Origin of the sequence: Klebsiella quasipneumoniae subsp. quasipneumoniae, from assembly GCF_020525925.1 — a bacterium.
GTDB lineage: Bacteria > Pseudomonadota > Gammaproteobacteria > Enterobacterales > Enterobacteriaceae > Klebsiella > Klebsiella quasipneumoniae.
On the sequence record NZ_CP084876.1, the window covers coordinates 3,209,737 to 3,225,694 of the forward strand.

The 15,958-nt window shown below is 47.0% G+C and carries 21 protein-coding genes; 6 read left to right on the plus strand and 15 right to left on the minus strand.

Annotation, left to right across the window (positions count from 1 at the left end):
• Window positions 1-293: 293 nt before the first annotated feature.
• From LGM20_RS15655 to LGM20_RS15665, 3 genes are read right to left on the minus strand one after another with little or no spacing between them, the layout of a single operon-like run.
• A complete protein-coding gene (locus tag LGM20_RS15655) occupies window positions 294-644 on the minus strand; it encodes a hypothetical protein (protein ID WP_016160650.1) in 351 nt (116 codons plus the stop codon).
• Window positions 641-1,138 (minus strand): lysozyme, encoded by a 498-nt coding sequence (locus LGM20_RS15660; protein WP_023317653.1) that lies wholly within the window; start codon window positions 1,136-1,138, stop codon window positions 641-643. Before LGM20_RS15660 ends, LGM20_RS15655 begins: the two co-directional genes overlap by 4 nt.
• On the minus strand, window positions 1,138-1,353 hold the full coding sequence (locus tag LGM20_RS15665) for a class II holin family protein (protein ID WP_016160648.1): 216 nt from the start codon (window positions 1,351-1,353) through the stop codon (window positions 1,138-1,140). Before LGM20_RS15665 ends, LGM20_RS15660 begins: the two co-directional genes overlap by 1 nt.
• A gap of 427 nt (window positions 1,354-1,780) precedes the next feature.
• On the opposite strand from LGM20_RS15665, the gene LGM20_RS15670 reads away from it, so the two are divergent.
• Complete coding sequence (locus LGM20_RS15670; protein WP_052469698.1) at window positions 1,781-2,176, plus strand: hypothetical protein; 396 nt, start codon at window positions 1,781-1,783, stop codon at window positions 2,174-2,176.
• Window positions 2,177-2,788: 612 nt separating this feature from the next.
• Here LGM20_RS15670 and LGM20_RS15675 read toward each other — a convergent pair.
• The 5 genes from LGM20_RS15675 to LGM20_RS15695 all read right to left on the minus strand — a co-directional run bounded on the left by LGM20_RS15675 (window position 2,789) and on the right by LGM20_RS15695 (window position 5,607).
• Window positions 2,789-3,391 carry a hypothetical protein gene (locus LGM20_RS15675; RefSeq protein ID WP_044522175.1) on the minus strand — a complete coding sequence of 201 codons (603 nt, stop codon included), beginning with the start codon at window positions 3,389-3,391 and terminating at the stop codon, window positions 2,789-2,791.
• Window positions 3,392-3,407: 16 nt separating this feature from the next.
• The gene (locus LGM20_RS15680; protein ID WP_044522167.1) at window positions 3,408-4,439 is read right to left on the minus strand and encodes a DUF968 domain-containing protein; all 1,032 of its coding nucleotides are present in this window, start codon (window positions 4,437-4,439) and stop codon (window positions 3,408-3,410) included.
• Between the two features lie 199 nt (window positions 4,440-4,638).
• Entirely contained in the window at window positions 4,639-5,031 is a 393-nt protein-coding gene (locus LGM20_RS15685; protein ID WP_051017642.1) for a LexA family protein, read from the minus strand.
• 40 nt (window positions 5,032-5,071) lie between these two features.
• Window positions 5,072-5,311 carry a hypothetical protein gene (locus tag LGM20_RS15690; protein ID WP_050597314.1) on the minus strand — a complete coding sequence of 80 codons (240 nt, stop codon included), beginning with the start codon at window positions 5,309-5,311 and terminating at the stop codon, window positions 5,072-5,074.
• 62 nt (window positions 5,312-5,373) lie between these two features.
• Entirely contained in the window at window positions 5,374-5,607 is a 234-nt protein-coding gene (locus LGM20_RS15695) for a DinI family protein (protein ID WP_032414031.1), read from the minus strand.
• 451 nt (window positions 5,608-6,058) lie between these two features.
• On the opposite strand from LGM20_RS15695, the gene LGM20_RS15700 reads away from it, so the two are divergent.
• On the plus strand, window positions 6,059-6,292 hold the full coding sequence (locus LGM20_RS15700) for a DUF1737 domain-containing protein (RefSeq protein WP_072013413.1): 234 nt from the start codon (window positions 6,059-6,061) through the stop codon (window positions 6,290-6,292).
• A 405-nt stretch (window positions 6,293-6,697) separates the two neighbouring features.
• Here LGM20_RS15700 and LGM20_RS15705 read toward each other — a convergent pair whose 3' ends face one another.
• The 7 genes from LGM20_RS15705 to LGM20_RS15735 form a co-directional block, all read right to left on the minus strand.
• Window positions 6,698-8,566 (minus strand): AIPR family protein, encoded by a 1,869-nt coding sequence (locus LGM20_RS15705; RefSeq protein ID WP_044522161.1) that lies wholly within the window; start codon window positions 8,564-8,566, stop codon window positions 6,698-6,700.
• A gap of 611 nt (window positions 8,567-9,177) precedes the next feature.
• The gene (locus LGM20_RS15710; protein ID WP_044522146.1) at window positions 9,178-10,941 is read right to left on the minus strand and encodes a sensor domain-containing phosphodiesterase; all 1,764 of its coding nucleotides are present in this window, start codon (window positions 10,939-10,941) and stop codon (window positions 9,178-9,180) included.
• Between the two features lie 313 nt (window positions 10,942-11,254).
• Window positions 11,255-11,695 carry a PerC family transcriptional regulator gene (locus LGM20_RS15715; RefSeq protein WP_032414029.1) on the minus strand — a complete coding sequence of 147 codons (441 nt, stop codon included), beginning with the start codon at window positions 11,693-11,695 and terminating at the stop codon, window positions 11,255-11,257.
• Between the two features lie 13 nt (window positions 11,696-11,708).
• Window positions 11,709-12,254: a replication protein P gene (locus LGM20_RS15720; protein WP_224222687.1), complete on the minus strand. Its 546-nt coding sequence runs from the start codon at window positions 12,252-12,254 to the stop codon at window positions 11,709-11,711.
• Window positions 12,166-13,149 carry a DnaT-like ssDNA-binding domain-containing protein gene (locus tag LGM20_RS15725; protein WP_044522130.1) on the minus strand — a complete coding sequence of 328 codons (984 nt, stop codon included), beginning with the start codon at window positions 13,147-13,149 and terminating at the stop codon, window positions 12,166-12,168. The genes LGM20_RS15720 and LGM20_RS15725 overlap by 89 nt, the downstream gene beginning before the upstream one ends.
• 51 nt (window positions 13,150-13,200) lie before the next feature.
• On the minus strand, window positions 13,201-13,755 hold the full coding sequence (locus LGM20_RS15730) for a toxin YdaT family protein (RefSeq protein WP_014907826.1): 555 nt from the start codon (window positions 13,753-13,755) through the stop codon (window positions 13,201-13,203).
• A gap of 2 nt (window positions 13,756-13,757) precedes the next feature.
• The gene (locus LGM20_RS15735; RefSeq protein WP_012542199.1) at window positions 13,758-13,973 is read right to left on the minus strand and encodes a transcriptional regulator; all 216 of its coding nucleotides are present in this window, start codon (window positions 13,971-13,973) and stop codon (window positions 13,758-13,760) included.
• 101 nt (window positions 13,974-14,074) lie between these two features.
• Here LGM20_RS15735 and LGM20_RS15740 point away from each other — a divergent pair, with 101 nt between their 5' ends.
• The 4 genes from LGM20_RS15740 (at window position 14,075) to LGM20_RS15750 (ending at window position 15,888) form a co-directional block, all read left to right on the plus strand.
• Complete coding sequence (locus LGM20_RS15740; protein ID WP_012542200.1) at window positions 14,075-14,464, plus strand: helix-turn-helix domain-containing protein; 390 nt, start codon at window positions 14,075-14,077, stop codon at window positions 14,462-14,464.
• 293 nt (window positions 14,465-14,757) lie between these two features.
• Window positions 14,758-14,886: a hypothetical protein gene (locus LGM20_RS26490; RefSeq protein WP_014907827.1), complete on the plus strand. Its 129-nt coding sequence runs from the start codon at window positions 14,758-14,760 to the stop codon at window positions 14,884-14,886.
• A gap of 420 nt (window positions 14,887-15,306) precedes the next feature.
• Complete coding sequence (locus LGM20_RS15745; RefSeq protein WP_021462581.1) at window positions 15,307-15,501, plus strand: DUF1482 family protein; 195 nt, start codon at window positions 15,307-15,309, stop codon at window positions 15,499-15,501.
• 42 nt (window positions 15,502-15,543) lie between these two features.
• Entirely contained in the window at window positions 15,544-15,888 is a 345-nt protein-coding gene (locus tag LGM20_RS15750; protein WP_021462580.1) for an Rrf2 family transcriptional regulator, read from the plus strand.
• The last annotated feature ends 70 nt before the right edge of the window (window positions 15,889-15,958 follow it).

Consider the following 15,958-nt stretch of genomic DNA (forward strand, 5'->3'; position numbering starts at 1 on the left):
AGTTGTGGTAGTAAGTTTACTGTCATGAGTGGCTACTTAGTTAAGAGTGGTTTGAGATCCTATAGTGCATGACATCCCCTGAATTAGATACAAACATTTCGATGCTGAAAGCTTGAATGTCTTGTTTTCAGATTTTTTGTTCACTTAAGGCCACTTATTTCATGTGCTATGCCTGTTACTTACTCACCGCCCGATAGTACGCCTGCCAGCGATACTTATCCAAACGGAGCTGGCGCAGGCATTGAGCGGTTTCTACATCAGACTGTAAATCTTCATCGCTGTCATTCCCTGCGTCACTTGCTTTGCACGGCGGACTCATCAAATCCGGGGATGGAGTTGGCAGCATCGATGGCGCGCTGACGCAACTGCACAGCAGCATCATCAAACCTACACACAGTACGATTCGGAGACTGAACATATTTCACCACGTCGCGGGTTATTGTTTTGTAGATGACCTTACCCGCTTCGTTAGCAGTCGCGGCCTTTTCCTCTACAGGCTTAATGGCATTCTCGGCCTTCTCTCTCTTCTTCGCAGCCTGAGCATTGATGTGATCAGCGTGGGAACTCCATCCCATACGCCATGAAATGGCACAGGACATTAGCAGGATTGCTATTGCGATGATAACGGCGGTTAAGCGACTCATCTTTGCTCCCATAAACACACTTCACGCTCAATTTCCCTCCGGGTAATAAGTCCTTTCCACTGCTTACCTTTGGCATAGGTCCAGCGGCGCAGCTGATCACACGCACCTTTCTGGTCACCCTGGTTGATTTTGCGAAGCAGAGTAGAGGTCTGGAAGTTCCCGGCTCCGACGTTATAGGCGAATGAGTACAGAGCCCCACGCATTGTTTCTGGGATCGGTTTTTTGATGTAAGGGTTGATCTGCCAGGCGACGGTATTCAGGTCTTTATTTAGTAGCGCCCGACACTCTGCCTCGGTATAGGTTTTGCCGAGCATGATGTCTTTACCTGCGTGGCCGTAGCAAACCGTCCAGACACCTACCACATCCTGATAAGGGGAGTATCGCACTCCCTCAAGCCCATCATTACCCATCGGGCCAGTGATGAGTGCAGAGGCAATCGCCAGGGCCCCGCCGCCCACCGCCGCAAGAACAGTTTTACGTAGTGTCGGAGACATTATTCACCTCGAGCAGCTTTTCGCCGGTCTTCTTTAATTTTGAAGTACAGATTCGTCAGGTATGTCAGCAAGCCAAATACCAGACTTCCCAGAACACCAATAGCGGCCCACTGGGATGGGGATACTTTGTCGAGCAATTGCAACATCCAGAACCCCGCGTTACCTGCGGACGTTCCGTAGGCAATACCTGTTGTTAGCTTGTCCATTCGATACATACTCCACCTCCGGATTAACGGGGTGCTTTGTGCGTGTAGGGGGTCAGGCCCATCGGGCTGATTTAACAACGAGCCGTATCGATGATGATTCCCGTGAGCCTGAAACGAAAAAGGCCACGCAAATGCGCAGCCTCTGAATAGGTGCCGCACAGTGGCGGCATATTTCCCCTTCTGTTATTGTAGGTTTGCGAAGACTAACAACCAGCAAGAGGAAAATTCTATATGAATAAAACTCGTCAAGTTGTAGGTGACCATATGCCGCCTGGACTTAGACCTAAACCAAAACCTGCGCCTGCAAAGCCACCGGCTGCACCCGCAAAATCTAAATAGGTGATTTATGTGCCGAGACGACGTGATTTTTGATCTTCATTACTCTTATTTTCTTGAAAATATGTTTTCTACCCTAATGGGTAGGATGGATAAAACTATGTCTCTTTTTCTCATCGTCTTGGGCGGCACAGCTTTTGCACCTTTTAGTAATGCTTTTATTTTTGGCGTTTCGGTAGCAACCCTTTCGGCAGCACAATTTATTTTCCAGCCTGGAAAGCAGGAGGGTATTTCGTCTGAGCACGCAAAAAAATACCTCCAACTCATCAGCATCTCTGATAGTCTGGATGATGAAACACTACTGAAACGGTTTAATGAACTTCAATCCCTGGACTCCAAACCGTGGAGCGTTCTTAAAAATGCCGCCCAACGGCGCGCCACGATAGTACTCGATCTGCACGACATTCAACCAGAACTAACTCGGTGGGAAAGTCTGTGGTCATGGTTTGCAGGGGATTTACCCGTAAAAGAGCGATATGAGCATCAGAGCCATTGATACATACGAGCCGAATCCTGGGAGCCACAGACCCATCAATCCCAGACCTGTTCCAAAACCGCGATAAGTCATTATATAAGCCCCGGAATGCGGGGCTTCTCACTTATGGAACTAAATCACCAGCTTAGGCTGGCATGTGCATTTACAGTTCTTTGTTCGTATCTACATCCAGTGCTGAACGAAAATTTTCAAACTAGGTATAAAAACGAAGAAAAATAAATATGCGCGCATCTCTACTCCTGAATTAATTGGTTTACGAAAACTACTACTGCCAGCCAATTATCTCAGAGTGAAAGCCAAAAAATTCCAATTAAGCGGTAAAAAATAAAAATTTTTTCGACAAAATCTCATCAAAAGTCACTTTTACAACTTTCACTAAAAGTCACTTTTCAAGCAGAGTTCGGCGATATGACAGGGGTACTGATGCAGCGCATCTCGCGAATACCCCTGTCGTATCGCCGGAAAGCAAAAACCCCGCATGCGCGGGGTCTTCGTTATATTCAGATTGTCGCTTTTTGCCGCTGCCGAGTGGCGCAGCTCTGCCAAGCATGAAGGGATTATCTGATTTTCTGGCCCGTTTTCAATACCAAAAAGGGGGAATAGCACTTTTTGTTAATCCACATGAATCGCCTTATGAACAGCCAGGAAAGCTTTTGCTCTGAATATTTCTAGGCACCAGCGCACTCTTTTCCGGGCCTCACTGTCTGTTAACCATGGAGCCACCAGCTGTAATTCCCGTGTTATGTCTGAGATTTTTTTACGGGTGGTGTAATAGTTAACGCCAACGAGATAAACCGGATCGCCCGTTTCAAATATCGCCAGTACACATCGTTCAACAAATTCAACATCATCCTCAGTGATCGCAGCGTCAATGGCGAGCGTTGCAGGCTTCGGCCACAAAATGGCATGCGCCCTGCTTAGTGCCTGCCGCCCGCGATAGCCTTCACTCCTTGCCTGCTCGATTGCTGCCGTAAAGCGCTCTAATGCTCTATCTGACCAGTGATCACCCTTCATACCTCGCCAGCATGAATGTCCTGATGGTTTGCGCGGGGCCGCACCTCCTCTCATACCTTCTCCCCATACAGTAAGCAGAGATTTTATCCAGGCGGACTGAATGCCATTAAGGGGAGTGAATCGGCCCAGCCAGCTTTTGCGCGGGGCGGCGGCCACTGTTTCTAATCCTGCACGGTGTAGACGGCGTTGACGTGGTGTCATTCTGTTCTTCTCCTTACTACGCCAGAACGCCGAGCGAGTATGCCCGGTCCAGCAATTTAATAATCAATACCGGCTGGGTGCCGTATTCACGCTCAAAAGCGGCAGGGTCATGGTGCAAAGCACGGTGGTGCTTGCGGCATAATGGGATCGTAAAAACATCGTGGGCCTTGGTGCCTACGCCGCCCTGCCCCCAGCCAATAAGATGGTGTGCATCATCTGCAGGCTGCCCGCAGCACATACACGGTTGTGTTTTAACCCATGAGATAAAATCAGCTGATAACCATCGGCTCCGCTTAGGTCTCGCGAATAGTGTCGCCGGAGCAACAGGATCGACGTTCACAGGAACCAGAGGTTTGCCCGGCGTTGTTATTGCCGTTGGCTTGATTGTTTTTTCGAGACGGGGAGAAAGAATACTGGTGGCCGGTACCGACGGAACAATCTCACTCTCCCTGTAAACCGATTTAATGCCATCGTCTTTAATACGCAGGGATCGGCGCGCCATTTCTTCTGTAATTTCATCGCCAATCCCGGCGCCTACCGCCCACCAGCATAGCTCCGCCAGTGACAATGAGCGCTGAGCGTCCAGACCAAGCGCGATGCGGACAGTGTCGATTACCCAGTCAGCGTTGTTAACACCTACCAGTTGATCGAGGGTTTGTTCCGTTTGGTTTTTCAGCTCATTATCACAGTGCCAGCATGCGATTATTACACCCGTCGAATGGCGAAACGGGACAAGCTCATGGTGATGGTAATCGGAATGTTTCCACTGACAGTTTTTAACCTGCCTACGCAACCATGACTCGAGGGCACTAACCCCACCAGCTGCAGTGATAACTGCCTTCTTCATGAAAAAAGGTCTGATCCCCATATCATCCCGCAACGGCTGCCGGGCATCAGGAAGACGTCCGCTGGGTATCTTTTTCATGCTTGCCGGCGGCATTTCAACAAGAACCCGGCCGGCACCGAATAACGGCATTAATTCACTACCCGGCTTAAGCAGCACAATTCCAAGATGGCGTGCAATATCCACGTTAAGCAAAGCTCGCATCAGTCCCTCCACATCTTCTGTATGTAGGTCCTGTCAATCCGTGGCGGCTTCTTCGATTCCGGCAACAACACGCGGATCTCCCACGATGCAAAGTCTCTGGATAAGCTCTTCTCAACCACACAGTTATTTTTACGGTATCGCTCCACCAGCTCTGTAGCCTCAGTCTCTGAAAGCTGCTCGTGTAAAAACCAACTTTTCTTCATGGCTGATCACCGAACAGTCGCAAAAACTCAATCGCTCTTTCCCGCGCTCCGGGTTCTTCAGCGATCATTTCCTGCAGCAGCTGCACGGCGAGCATAGGCTCCTTTCGCCCGACGATGGAAATTCCTCTGGAGACACGGCGAGAGAGTTTTATAAAATTTTTTCTCTCTAACGCACGCAGATGCAACAGGACAGCATTAGACGAGCTAACGCCGAGCATATCGGCCAGCTCAGATAGCGTAGGTGGGTAGCCATGCTGATTGATGTAGGCCACCAGCAGATCGAAAACTTCCTGCTGGCGAAAAGTTAGTTTTGAAGACGAAAGCAAACCGGCGCTCGCTGAAGGAGCACCAGTCTGATGGGATTTTGATACTTCGGGGGTTTGCGTCATGGTTTCTCTCCGCGACGCAGCAGGTATAGGTTGTTCAGGCCTATGACGGGATTGTAACAGAACCAGGCGGAACCTGGTAACCAACTCCAGACTTTGCCTTTTCAATCATCTGTGAAAATAGAGAGAGAGTCCCCACGATCTCATCCGGCTGCAAAGGCATAAACGAAACAGTATCGCCGCGCCGGTACATCAGAGCGCGCTCACACACAGGAAAGGATGTCAGACGAGCAACGATCACCCCATCGTCGCATCTGATAATTGCATAGCCGGTGTTCGGCATTTCTTGTTTTTTACTCACAGCAAAATCCTCAAAGTAAACCAGGCAAGCCACTGGACCTCAACTTAACAGAACCAGTCATCAGCGCTTTCCCAGGTGTCCTGCAGGATTTCCTCTACACGTTTTTTATCTCCGTCCATTCCACCAAGCACGGTCAACCCATCAGAGTTGGCCCGACGAATCACAAGACTGCAGTTATTAAAGTTTTGATCCAATCGCCGCAGTAGCTCCTTCTCCAGAGCAGGCACAGCGCCATCTGGCAATTTTTTTTGGCGATCAATTGTGATTTCCACTTTCATAACTAGCTCCTCACGCAAGTACTGTATAAATAAACAGTATACTTGTTAGGTGAAATGTTCAAGCGTTTAATGCCACTTTTCGCTAACCCATGCTCATGTTTAGATTGATCTTTTCTCCACAAAGGACGAAATCCGCTATCACAGGGATACAGTCATTTTTGTAGTGATCAACACCGTTGATAAGAAACGTTGCTACTTCTGGCGTACACCCGAATTTATTAAGATGGTCAGTAGACACGTGGCAATGTAAGTATCCCTGCAAAACGAACCATCAATTTTTAAAGGGCCTCTGGCGCTCTAGATTCCGCTCTTAGCACACAGGGGATGTCCAGGGCTCGGGGGTACTCCCCTGGACGCATGGCCCAGATTGACCATTATGATTTTTTATGGTTTTGTGAAGATAAAAATAACGACAGAGCCAAAAAGACTAAAATTGAAGAGGAGCACTACCATGAGCAACCCAGAAATAAAAAATAAGGGCCATGAACCTCCGGATGGTCTTCCTCGTTATCGTCTCCTGACAGGTAAGGATGACGCTAAATTTTGTCATCGAGTTTCAGAAGCACTGGCGCTTGGTTATCAACTGTATGGTTCCCCCGCCGCGACGTTTAATGGGCAGGATGTGATTGTTGCCCAGGCTATCATATGGCCTGAGGTACAGCAGAATCAGGCTTCGTGGCAATGAGTGGGCTCACAGCGTCCGGAATCCGCCCGGTGCCGTAAATCACCGCAAGGTCTGTCATAAGGTAATTTCATCACGCATCGCGACACCTTTTTCTTTACGCAGGCCTTCTCTTTCACTGTTTGTCAGAACTGTGGACCGCAGTAATCTCCACTCCGTGATTTAATCAATGAGAGTGATGACGGGTGCAAATTAAACTACCTTTCTCAACAGCAAAGGCGGAATAACCCTACCCTCGCAGGATTTCTGCGTCTGGTAATATACCCATGACCGTCTCTAAGACCGCTTAGAGCGAAGAGCGGACATTGCCTTTATGGCATCTTTCGGCTATATAATATTTTATTAATATAAATAAAGCTAAAGCTCTCTAACTTTAGCTTTCCTTTTTACTCGGCATAATTAAATATTTTAACCAAGTAGATTTCGTGCTTTATCTATCAATGCCGATGTAAATCTAGACCTTTTCAGTTGGTCATCTGTCACATCACCATTACTGTCATTAACTACTGCGTCTATAATCTGGTGACATTTAGAGAAATGTGCAATATAAGCATCACTTTTAAAGCTTTTGATTATTTTATCGCAGTAGTTATTTATTTTTTTTGAGTTTGGTTCTATTTTTTCGACTTTACCGTGAACCACCCAAGGGTACAGCATTGCGATATGCCACCGGTATTTGTTATATCTTTGCGCATTTTCTCTTTTACCGTTAATCATTGTATTATACTTATAGCGTATATAAACAGAAGCGAAGTAAGCGCACTCGTTGTCTGAAGGGTTAAATATAACATCTTCTTTTTTTTCAGATACTTGTTGGTCTGCTGCTTCTTGTTGGTCTGCCGCTTGTTGGTCTGCCACTTCTTGTTGGTCTGCCGCTTCTTGTTGGTCTGCCACTTGTTGGTCAGGGTTTTTTTGTCCAGATGCCTTTTGATTCAAAACTTTCTTCACATATCTCGCGGCATTATGAGGATCGGCCTTAAATACGGATATAAAACATCTAGCTAATTCTTTGATATCATAAATCCTTGTTGATTGGATATCGTGACCACGATATTCATTTTCTCTGCGCTCAAAATATAGACTCTCTAACGTATCGTCCTTACGCTTTAGGTCAAAAAACTTTTGTACCATCCTCGCTTTTTCTTTAAGCGCTAAAAAAGCTTCTCCCTCAATAGCGGACTGACTATTAGTAGCTTCAATGATTCTACTAGCAACATCTGCATCTTGTGATTCAATAAATTTTACTATTAATCTTACATCATCATTGATTTGATTATAGTGATGATGCAACGTATTAGTCGTTTGGCAACCATTTATTATTTGGTAATTAGTAAGGTTTATCACTTTTGTATTCGGCTGAATAGACAATTCTGGAGAGATAATTGTCACTCCATTATTTAAAACTGGGAATTGCTTAGATTTTATTTCATCGTCTGTTATTGTCTCTGAGATTTTTTTATTTACTTTATTCTCACCACCAAGAAAAGCCCTTATATTCTCTTCAAAAACAGACTCTTTAATCTTTCCGTCTTCATCCATTGCTATTTTTTCAATGAAGTGCTTGGCTTTAACAGTCGCAATATATGATTGAGGAATACCCGGCATGGATTCAATACCGATGTAGTCAATTAACTGCAGTTCCGCTTCATTTTTTTCTGTGAGCGATATCCATAAGTCCATCAACTCCTTTCTACCTAATGGTTTAACTTCCACCTTGCTGAAATAGTCAGTCTCAATGCAAAAACGTTTGATTATATCTAACGTTGCTTCGATCTCTCTCTCTGCATTATATGTCCCACTAGAACAAAAGTTTATCGTTAGCGAAGGTTTTTTATTATGTATTTTTTTGACATTTTTAAAAATTAACTTAAGAATTTCAATTGCTTGGGTGTTATAAATGCCATTTGGAAGTTTAGGTTCTAAACTTAGAAAGTCTTCTATACCTACCTTAAAATTTGATATATCACTCTTTAAGAAACTTTCCCCAGATTTTGCTTGTGTAAGAATTATTTCAACGGGTAATGATGTTTTGTAAGTATTAAATGCTGCCTCAGCATCGTCAACATTATATATCAATTCCCCATCAACTATAAATATCACACCATCCAATGAGGCATCATCTTCTTGTGTGGTGATGTCGATTGGATTGAATCTACCCAAATATTTTTTTGATGCTATGACATAGTTACAAAAATATTCAAATAGCTTCGACTCTTCAGCTTCAATTTCAAATTGAGCAGAGAGATCTTGGACATACTGTTGAAGAATTGCGTGCATAATTATAATTCCTAGCTAAGATTAATGATTTTTATGAATCCTGCATTAAAACTAATCAAAGACAATAAAATTATTACACAATCAATTTGCTCATAATTTCACGGAATTGTCAATGTAAAAATACTGAACCGAATAAGTACATCGACTTGATAGGATATAGTTGTTACCGCATTACCTAGCTAAAACCTCGGAACTATCGCATTGTACTATGATTCTTATCTAAACATCATAGTCCACCCAGTTTAAACTCTCTTTTCCGTAGAAACGTCAGGAGGTTTGGAGCTTGTAGCGAACTAAGACGAGCTATTAGTGCTAAACATTTTAGCCATCGAACGTACTCCTGCTGCATTTACCAAACAATAAAAGGTTACACAATGTCTGATCAAGGACCTTTCCAGGTTAAGCTATCCGCTTATGTCACATAGCAGACAGCTATCTGCTGCTAAAGGTCCACTGTGAGCGAGAAACGGAAGTGAGAATTTGTCATGATTACCCGGATGCAGAACTAAAATCGGCCGCTGATAATCAATGAAGAGCAGGTCAGGGTGACCAGCTCCCTTCTTATTTATATATTACGGACAGGCGAGCATACGTTTTTACTTAATACTCGTTCACTTTAAGGCTTCGTCTCTGCCGTGATACCAGGTTTCAAAAGCATCAGGGGTCATCGGTTTGGCAAAAAAATAGCCCTGAACTTCATCGCAGCCCAGCCTTCTTAAAATATCAACGGTCCTGGCGTCCTCGACTCCTTCGGCCAGAACGATATAGTCGAGCTGCTTGAGGAGTGTGATAACGTTGCGAACAATGATGCGGCTGGCATTGTCGCCAGCAACCTTACTCACAATAGAGCGGTCAAGCTTGATGATGTCCATCGGGATTTGTCGCAGGTAATTAATGTTGCTGTATCCGGAACCAAAATCATCCAGAGATATTTTAAATCCGCGTTGTTTGAGCATGTCCAGGCCGATAAGTGCAGCGGGGCTTTCCAGCATCTTCTCGGTTTCCAGACACTCCACCCCCAGCAGGGCGGGATCCAGACGCGCGTCCAGCATTTTCTGTTCCAGCTCATCGCAGAAATCTGGTCTTGAAAAATCACTGGCAGCCAGATTAATCGACACAGGTAAAGAAACTCCACGGCTTTGCCAGGCACTCAGTTGCACAATCGTGTGATCGATAACCCATGCTGTGAGTTCACGCATCAGGCTGGTCTTTTCGACCAGAGGAATAAACACACCCGGCAACACTTCGCCGTTTTTAGGATGTTGCCATCTAAGCAAAGCTTCGGCTCCCGTCACACGCCCTGTCACCAGTGAGATTTTCGGCTGATAAACCAGATATAAGCCCTGGTTTTCTTGTAGCGCTTGTCTAACTTCAGTAAGAAGGCTGAAATCAGTCGTCTTACGGCTATCCAGTGCGTCATCATAAACTGTAAACCGGCGCCCCTGACTTATCCCTTCATGCAATGCGCTGACTGCACGGCGCAGTATTTCATTCGATGTCAGAGATTTATCGCAAAGCCCGGAGTCACCCATGTGAATATCCAGATCAAGGGGAACTTCAGGGGTAAACCTGGCCTGGATCCCCTGAAGGCTTTGAGAGATATCTTCTAATGTCCGAGTTTTTTCCTTATGGGTAAAAAAGGCAAATCGTCCAACTGCCACGGCGTAGAGCGGCCCTTCTAAAGGCAGGCGGATCTGCAGCTCTGCGACCATATTACGAAGTAGATTTTCTACGGCAGTCATACCGAGTGAGCGAGCCATTTCGTAGGCTAATGGCATATCAATACAATCAATAATGACGAGCCTGAATGCGCCTTCAGTTGAAACCTCTATATCCTTCAGCAGTCGCTGCCGGTTTGGTAATAGCGTGACTATATCGAGGTAGCCGACGGAGTGCCACGAGGCCAGAAAATCCGATATAAGTCCTGCAATCTTTTCAAAAAGATCGAGCTGCTCGTCTGAAAGTTCCCTAGGCTGAGTATCGAGGATACACAAGGTACCTATGGGTACTCCATCCTGGGTTTTAAGTGGGCAGCCTGCATAAAAGCGAATGAATGGAGCCTCTTTCACCGCGTGATAGTCACGAAAGGTAGGGTGCTGATGAGTGTCATGACAAATGAATGTCTTACTCTGTTCCTGGGTCTGTACGCAAAATGCCTCGCTCAGGCTGATTTCCGTGACGGCAACATTTTGGGCTGATTTGATGTATTGCTTTTCTTCATCGAGAACAGAAACAAAGCCCATCGGCATGTTCAGCAATTGGCATATTAGATGAGTATATTTTTTTAACGCATCATCCCGGCCCTTGTCAGGATTTTTCAACAAGTCGATTGCCGCAAGTCTTTTACTTTCATCTCTGCTGAGATCGGTCAACATGGCAAGACATCCTCCGGCGCAATAGGCTTCTGGTTATTCCACACTCAAAGGTAGCATGCATCATTCTTCCAATGGCATATGGTAATACATACGCTGTGACCTGCATAAACTCTCACATTAAAATGTTTCCAGTTGATTGTCTCCCGGAAATGTCGCCCCCGGGCTGCCCGGTAATCCATTTGCTGGTTGTGTTTGTGTCAGTAATGTCCGCTCCTGGCACTCAGCGGACATCTCAGCTTTGCCTCACCCCGGGATATTTAAACTTACCTTTGACATCCCGTACCAGCTGCTGTTGATTCCATTTTAGGCATAATCAGCACCTCGTCGCTTTGCGCAGGCAGCGGTTACGCATTTTGGCAAGCAACCAGAGTTCGTTTGCTGTTGTAGTCATCCCAAGCATCGATGTGTAAACAGTCGCAGCCCGGCGCCACAGCTTTTTGTCTTCCAGCGTCTTCGCCAGGGCCAGTGCGTCCTGGACTTTCTTCACATCCTCTTCAGATAATGGTGTTGCAGTCTGCGGCAGGGCAACATCGGGAACCTCAACGCCTGCAACAACCCGGTAGACATACTGGCAACCGTTATGGGTACGATGGAGTTTTCCCGCGGCATGGAGTTGCCGCAGCAAGTTACCTGCTGTACTGGCTTGCAAGTCCAGCGCATCGCAGACATCCTGCAGGACGCATTCTGGCGTCCGGCTAACGATGGCAAGCACCATCTGTGCTTTGGTTACTTTGGTTTTTGATTGTTTGGTCATGGTCAAAACTCGTTTACTTGGTTAAACCTGCCGTCTTGCGGCGTTTGTACTCTTCCATCAGAACCTGCGCTGGCGTCGGCCCAGCTGGATGCCTCGGTGCTGCCAACTGCCGACGAATCGGAGGAATCGAAAACCCGTTAGCCAGGTGTTTAGTCCATTTCGTGAGTAAGTTTTCTGCCAGTTTTTTCAGCTCTCCCTCCGTCAGGTTCCTCTCAACTCCGGTTCTGCGCATCTCAATGCAAATGTGATACAGAACATCCTGTTTCCATGGATATTTGTCGCTGCCCGAGTATCGATAAGATTCGTTTCTCCAGCGTTTGTACTCCGCCATCACTGCATCGGATGTCAGATTGAATGGATTAGCACCGCTGGCTGACACCAGCGCAACGAACTCAGCAAGATCCGGCGGCCATGTGTTTCCCGCCGCACAGCGCTCCATACACTGCCTGCAGACCAGCATAATCTGGGCATCACTCATCGATCCAATCTGGGCAATCCACATATCCGAGGGCGCCGCCCCGTTCTTCTGGGTCCACCGGTTCGAGAATATCTCCCCCATTACCGTCCATAGCCGCCAAGCCGTATCCGCCGCCAGCAAGTCCGTTTTGCTTTTCCCAGCGCTCTCTGGCTGCCTGAATTTCCTGAACTGCCCGGGATGCGGTGTTAGCTGGTTGAATTCCTGCATGGCCATTACCTCCGGTTGCTGGTTGTGGTTTAGATTTGGCTCTGGCACTTATCACGCTGCGGGCAAATTTCTGCTCCCACTGAATCTGAGTGAACACTTTCCCCTCGGATTTCCAGTACGCGATGAACTCTGCCAGCTCTGTAGGCAGATATGCCGGTTCGGGAAGCGCTATACCCCAGGTAGCAGCCAGTCGCGGCCAGTCCTGTGACGGCAGCCAAAGGTCGTGCATGGTGAATTTTCCGATCGGAATATCCACTCCAGGTAGATACTGAGGTTGCTGGGGAAAATTTCTCTCCTGCGCATAGAGAGTGGGGTTTGATCCTTTTCCCTTCCCTTCCCTTCCTTTTCCGTCAGTGAGTCCTCCATGAGGATTCACTGAGTCCTCACTGAGCCCTCCTTGATTAGGAGCTCTCTTTTCTTCCTTTCCTGCCTTAGACTCAGTGAATTCTGGCGGAAGAGGTATTTTTGAGGCCGAAGGCCTGTTTATTTTTTGATGCTTAAGGAAACCTTTAATCTGCAAATAGCAGACATCATTCACTGAATACTCAGTGAGTAATCCATGAGTAATCAGTTCCTGTATTAGTGGTTCGCAATCGAGCGCGTCCGCAGGGAAGATTTGCATCTTCAACCGTTTTGGCGAACGCTCAAGGCATCCCATATCGTTGGCGAAGTTGAACAACCCGATAAACAGGAGACGCGCTGGAATTGAACATTCCACCACCTTCTCATCTGTCCAGAATTCAGGTTTAACTGTTCTGATGCGGGCCATCTGAAACCTCTTATTAACCAGCTGGTGCTGGTGGTCATTGTCAAAACTCGATTAGAAAAACTGCGGCGCTACGGCGCTGATGCTCGCCAGTAGTGGTCCCGCCGCATCTGCAGGGAGCATGTTAAAAAGTGCAATTGCAGCTTCCCGTATTTCACGCTCTAGTTTCTGCAGAGGTGCGCCAAGTAACTTGGCCTGGTGCGCTTCGCTGCATTCTTTGATTGCATTGGCCACCAGCTCAGTTTCAGTTAAGCCATGTTTTAGGCCATGTTTGCGCGCGATCTCTATCGGCATTGCATCAGCGATCGCCGCCGAAAGCTGGATGACATAACTGGTGTACTTCTCTGAACCGCCCTCGTTTTTCAGGTAGCGATACAGATTTTGTTTATTGACGCTGATACCGCGCCCGTTTTGTTTCTCCCACTGTTCGGCCACCAGCTGCGCGACGTGGTCTTGCGCACGCCCAGGTAATGAGGACTCCCATTCCTGAACGGCGGCCAAAATGGCTCGGCATTTCTTGCCGTCACGCCGACGGGGCAAATACTGATTTTCCGTTTTCAGTTGCATACTCATCACCGGAGTATGATTTTCAAAAGAGGTGGTTTGCATGGTCACTCCTTAGGTATTCCATCCGTCGGATTCGGATATAGATCAGGACGTAATTCATGAGGCGTAACGCCCGTTGCATTAAAAACCTGTAAAACTCGCGATGAAGGCACAATACCTTTTGTTTTCCACTGACTTACTGCCATGCCGCTTACTCCAAGCGTTGATGCTAATTTATTGGCTGAGCCAGCTACTCGAATTGCGTTATCAAGGGCTGTCATATCTATCTCCTCGTTAAGTTAGGCATAATAAAGCATAGGTTTATATTCAATGCAAATTTTTAATTTATTGTGACTATAAACTAAACCTTTACAATGGGCTTATGAAAAACACTGAAGAACTCAACAACCAACTGATTGCTCGTTTGGAAGAAATTACTCAAAGAGGGATCAGCAAGGCGGATATGGCTCGCATTGCTGGAGTTACACCTCAAGCGGTGAATGGGTGGTTTAAGAAAGGAGTAATCAGTAAAAAGTCCGCAATTGCCCTCGCGGAAGCTGCCAATGTGTCTGTAACTTGGTTGCTTGGAGAGAAAGTATCTGAAGATTCAGGCCTCAAGCCAAATGAGAGCAAAATGTTACGTCTGTTTAGGCAGTTACCTGAGGCTGAACAAGAGAGAATGATTGATACGTTTGAAGTCCGCCTAAAAGAAATCGATGATTATGTTGAGAAATATCTCCGTGGTCGATTTAAGGCTAGCGACACTAACTAACATCTCTGATCTCACCCCATGAAACCGGCAAATGCCGGTTTTTTTTTGCCTGCCGCGCAGCCTCAATCACTCCAACAGCTCCCCTGTCTCGATTAAAGCAAAAGTTTGCATCTGTATAAATCCAATATTGACATCAAACATAAACCAATGCTTTAATCATTCCATCGCAGCAAGTCATCGAGGCAGGAAGCCCACGAAGTAGCTGCCGGCGGCATACGAAACACCGGATGAGATGACAGCAATATCAATCGCAGCAGGTTCAACGTTCGGCTGCCCGGCCTTAAGGGAAAGAAATGAGTATGGATAAAGCATATGAAGACTATTTTGAAAGCCTCTCTGAAGGTGAGGAGGCGCTGAGTTTCAGCGAGTTTACCGCGGCGCTTTCAGGTAAGCCGGCAGACTGCGCCTCTTCTGAAATGTAATGGAAATCCTGCGCGCTTCGTGGTGGTGAATTGCAGGGTGAAAAAGCTCAATCGTGAAGATCAGCGTCACGACACCACCGACGAAGCGCGTCGAAGTAGTGAAAATAAAAAATCAGGGTTTGCAATGCGGTGAATGCGGCTATGCGCACGCGACACAGTTAAAAAAGTAAACATGGCGGTTATTCACACGTTGTGGGGAAAAAGTTGTCGGCGGTAGTTGTTAACTGGCTGCCGTCACCGGGAGGCACCCGGCGCCGCATTGCAAAACCACATCCTAATACTGAGTTAACTGGAGATAACTATGAAGGATTTTGCCCGAGTACCTACCGGGAACCAGGCGACCCGCCTGAACTGGTTCGAGGTGAGACTACGCCAGCTGTGTTACTTGCTGGCGCAGAAAGGAAACCCTGAGGCTGAGGCATGAATACCCTGTTTGCCCTTGTCATCAGCGTTTGTGCTCTCACTGGTGAATGCTCTGATGTTCTGATCGGTGTTTATCCATCAGAGGCCAGTTGCAACAGCAACGCCGATGAACAAAAAGTACAGGGCCAGTGCCTCCCCTACCGAAATGCACAAAACATGGCTGACGACCAACAGCCTGCAGCGAGTTTTTGAATCGAGTTTTGACCAATGGCCGTTACGGCCGGAGAAGTGATTATGGAATTTGGAATGAAACGCGTTCTGGCATCTGTCCAGGCCGCCGCCACTTTGAATAAGCTCTATGACGGCTCGCCCGTTTCACTGACGGCCATCAGTAAAGAGTCAAAGCTGTCTACTTCATACCTTGAGCAGATCTTCAAAAAGCTGCGGGCGGGTAACCTGGTAATTTCACAGCGTGGCCCAGGTGGTGGTTATAGCCCCCGCGGCGATGACATCACCGTTACAGAAGTGATCACTGCGGTATCTAAACTGCCAGCCCATAAAACTTTTGAGCCTATCCTGCGAGCGCTTGACGACGTTCGCGTATCACAGCTGCTGCGGGCCGATTCGCCAGCCCCATAAAGCACAAAACCCGCGCAAGGCGGGTTAAGTACCCGGTCAGCCGACCAAAGCTTTCCGGAATCGAGTTTTG

Excerpts from the sequence above, each read along its gene's own strand:
- LGM20_RS15735 (WP_012542199.1), bottom strand. The coding sequence starts at position 13,973 with ATGACAGCCCTTGATAACGCAATTCGAGTAGCTGGCTCAGCCAATAAA.
- LGM20_RS15675 (WP_044522175.1), bottom strand. The coding sequence starts at position 3,391 with ATGACACCACGTCAACGCCGTCTACACCGTGCAGGATTAGAAACAGTG.
- LGM20_RS15680 (WP_044522167.1), bottom strand. The coding sequence starts at position 4,439 with ATGCGAGCTTTGCTTAACGTGGATATTGCACGCCATCTTGGAATTGTG.
- LGM20_RS15725 (WP_044522130.1), bottom strand. The coding sequence starts at position 13,149 with ATGGCCCGCATCAGAACAGTTAAACCTGAATTCTGGACAGATGAGAAG.
- LGM20_RS15745 (WP_021462581.1), top strand. The coding sequence starts at position 15,307 with ATGAATACCCTGTTTGCCCTTGTCATCAGCGTTTGTGCTCTCACTGGT.
- LGM20_RS15665 (WP_016160648.1), bottom strand. The coding sequence starts at position 1,353 with ATGTATCGAATGGACAAGCTAACAACAGGTATTGCCTACGGAACGTCC.
- LGM20_RS15660 (WP_023317653.1), bottom strand. The coding sequence starts at position 1,138 with ATGTCTCCGACACTACGTAAAACTGTTCTTGCGGCGGTGGGCGGCGGG.
- LGM20_RS15730 (WP_014907826.1), bottom strand. The coding sequence starts at position 13,755 with ATGCAAACCACCTCTTTTGAAAATCATACTCCGGTGATGAGTATGCAA.
- LGM20_RS15670 (WP_052469698.1), top strand. The coding sequence starts at position 1,781 with ATGTCTCTTTTTCTCATCGTCTTGGGCGGCACAGCTTTTGCACCTTTT.
- LGM20_RS15740 (WP_012542200.1), top strand. The coding sequence starts at position 14,075 with ATGAAAAACACTGAAGAACTCAACAACCAACTGATTGCTCGTTTGGAA.
- LGM20_RS26490 (WP_014907827.1), top strand. The coding sequence starts at position 14,758 with ATGAGTATGGATAAAGCATATGAAGACTATTTTGAAAGCCTCTCTGAA.
- LGM20_RS15705 (WP_044522161.1), bottom strand. The coding sequence starts at position 8,566 with ATGCACGCAATTCTTCAACAGTATGTCCAAGATCTCTCTGCTCAATTT.
- LGM20_RS15690 (WP_050597314.1), bottom strand. The coding sequence starts at position 5,311 with ATGCCGAACACCGGCTATGCAATTATCAGATGCGACGATGGGGTGATC.
- LGM20_RS15695 (WP_032414031.1), bottom strand. The coding sequence starts at position 5,607 with ATGAAAGTGGAAATCACAATTGATCGCCAAAAAAAATTGCCAGATGGC.
- LGM20_RS15750 (WP_021462580.1), top strand. The coding sequence starts at position 15,544 with ATGGAATTTGGAATGAAACGCGTTCTGGCATCTGTCCAGGCCGCCGCC.
- LGM20_RS15715 (WP_032414029.1), bottom strand. The coding sequence starts at position 11,695 with ATGACCAAACAATCAAAAACCAAAGTAACCAAAGCACAGATGGTGCTT.
- LGM20_RS15685 (WP_051017642.1), bottom strand. The coding sequence starts at position 5,031 with ATGACGCAAACCCCCGAAGTATCAAAATCCCATCAGACTGGTGCTCCT.
- LGM20_RS15710 (WP_044522146.1), bottom strand. The coding sequence starts at position 10,941 with ATGTTGACCGATCTCAGCAGAGATGAAAGTAAAAGACTTGCGGCAATC.
- LGM20_RS15720 (WP_224222687.1), bottom strand. The coding sequence starts at position 12,254 with ATGGGGGAGATATTCTCGAACCGGTGGACCCAGAAGAACGGGGCGGCG.
- LGM20_RS15655 (WP_016160650.1), bottom strand. The coding sequence starts at position 644 with ATGAGTCGCTTAACCGCCGTTATCATCGCAATAGCAATCCTGCTAATG.
- LGM20_RS15700 (WP_072013413.1), top strand. The coding sequence starts at position 6,059 with ATGAGCAACCCAGAAATAAAAAATAAGGGCCATGAACCTCCGGATGGT.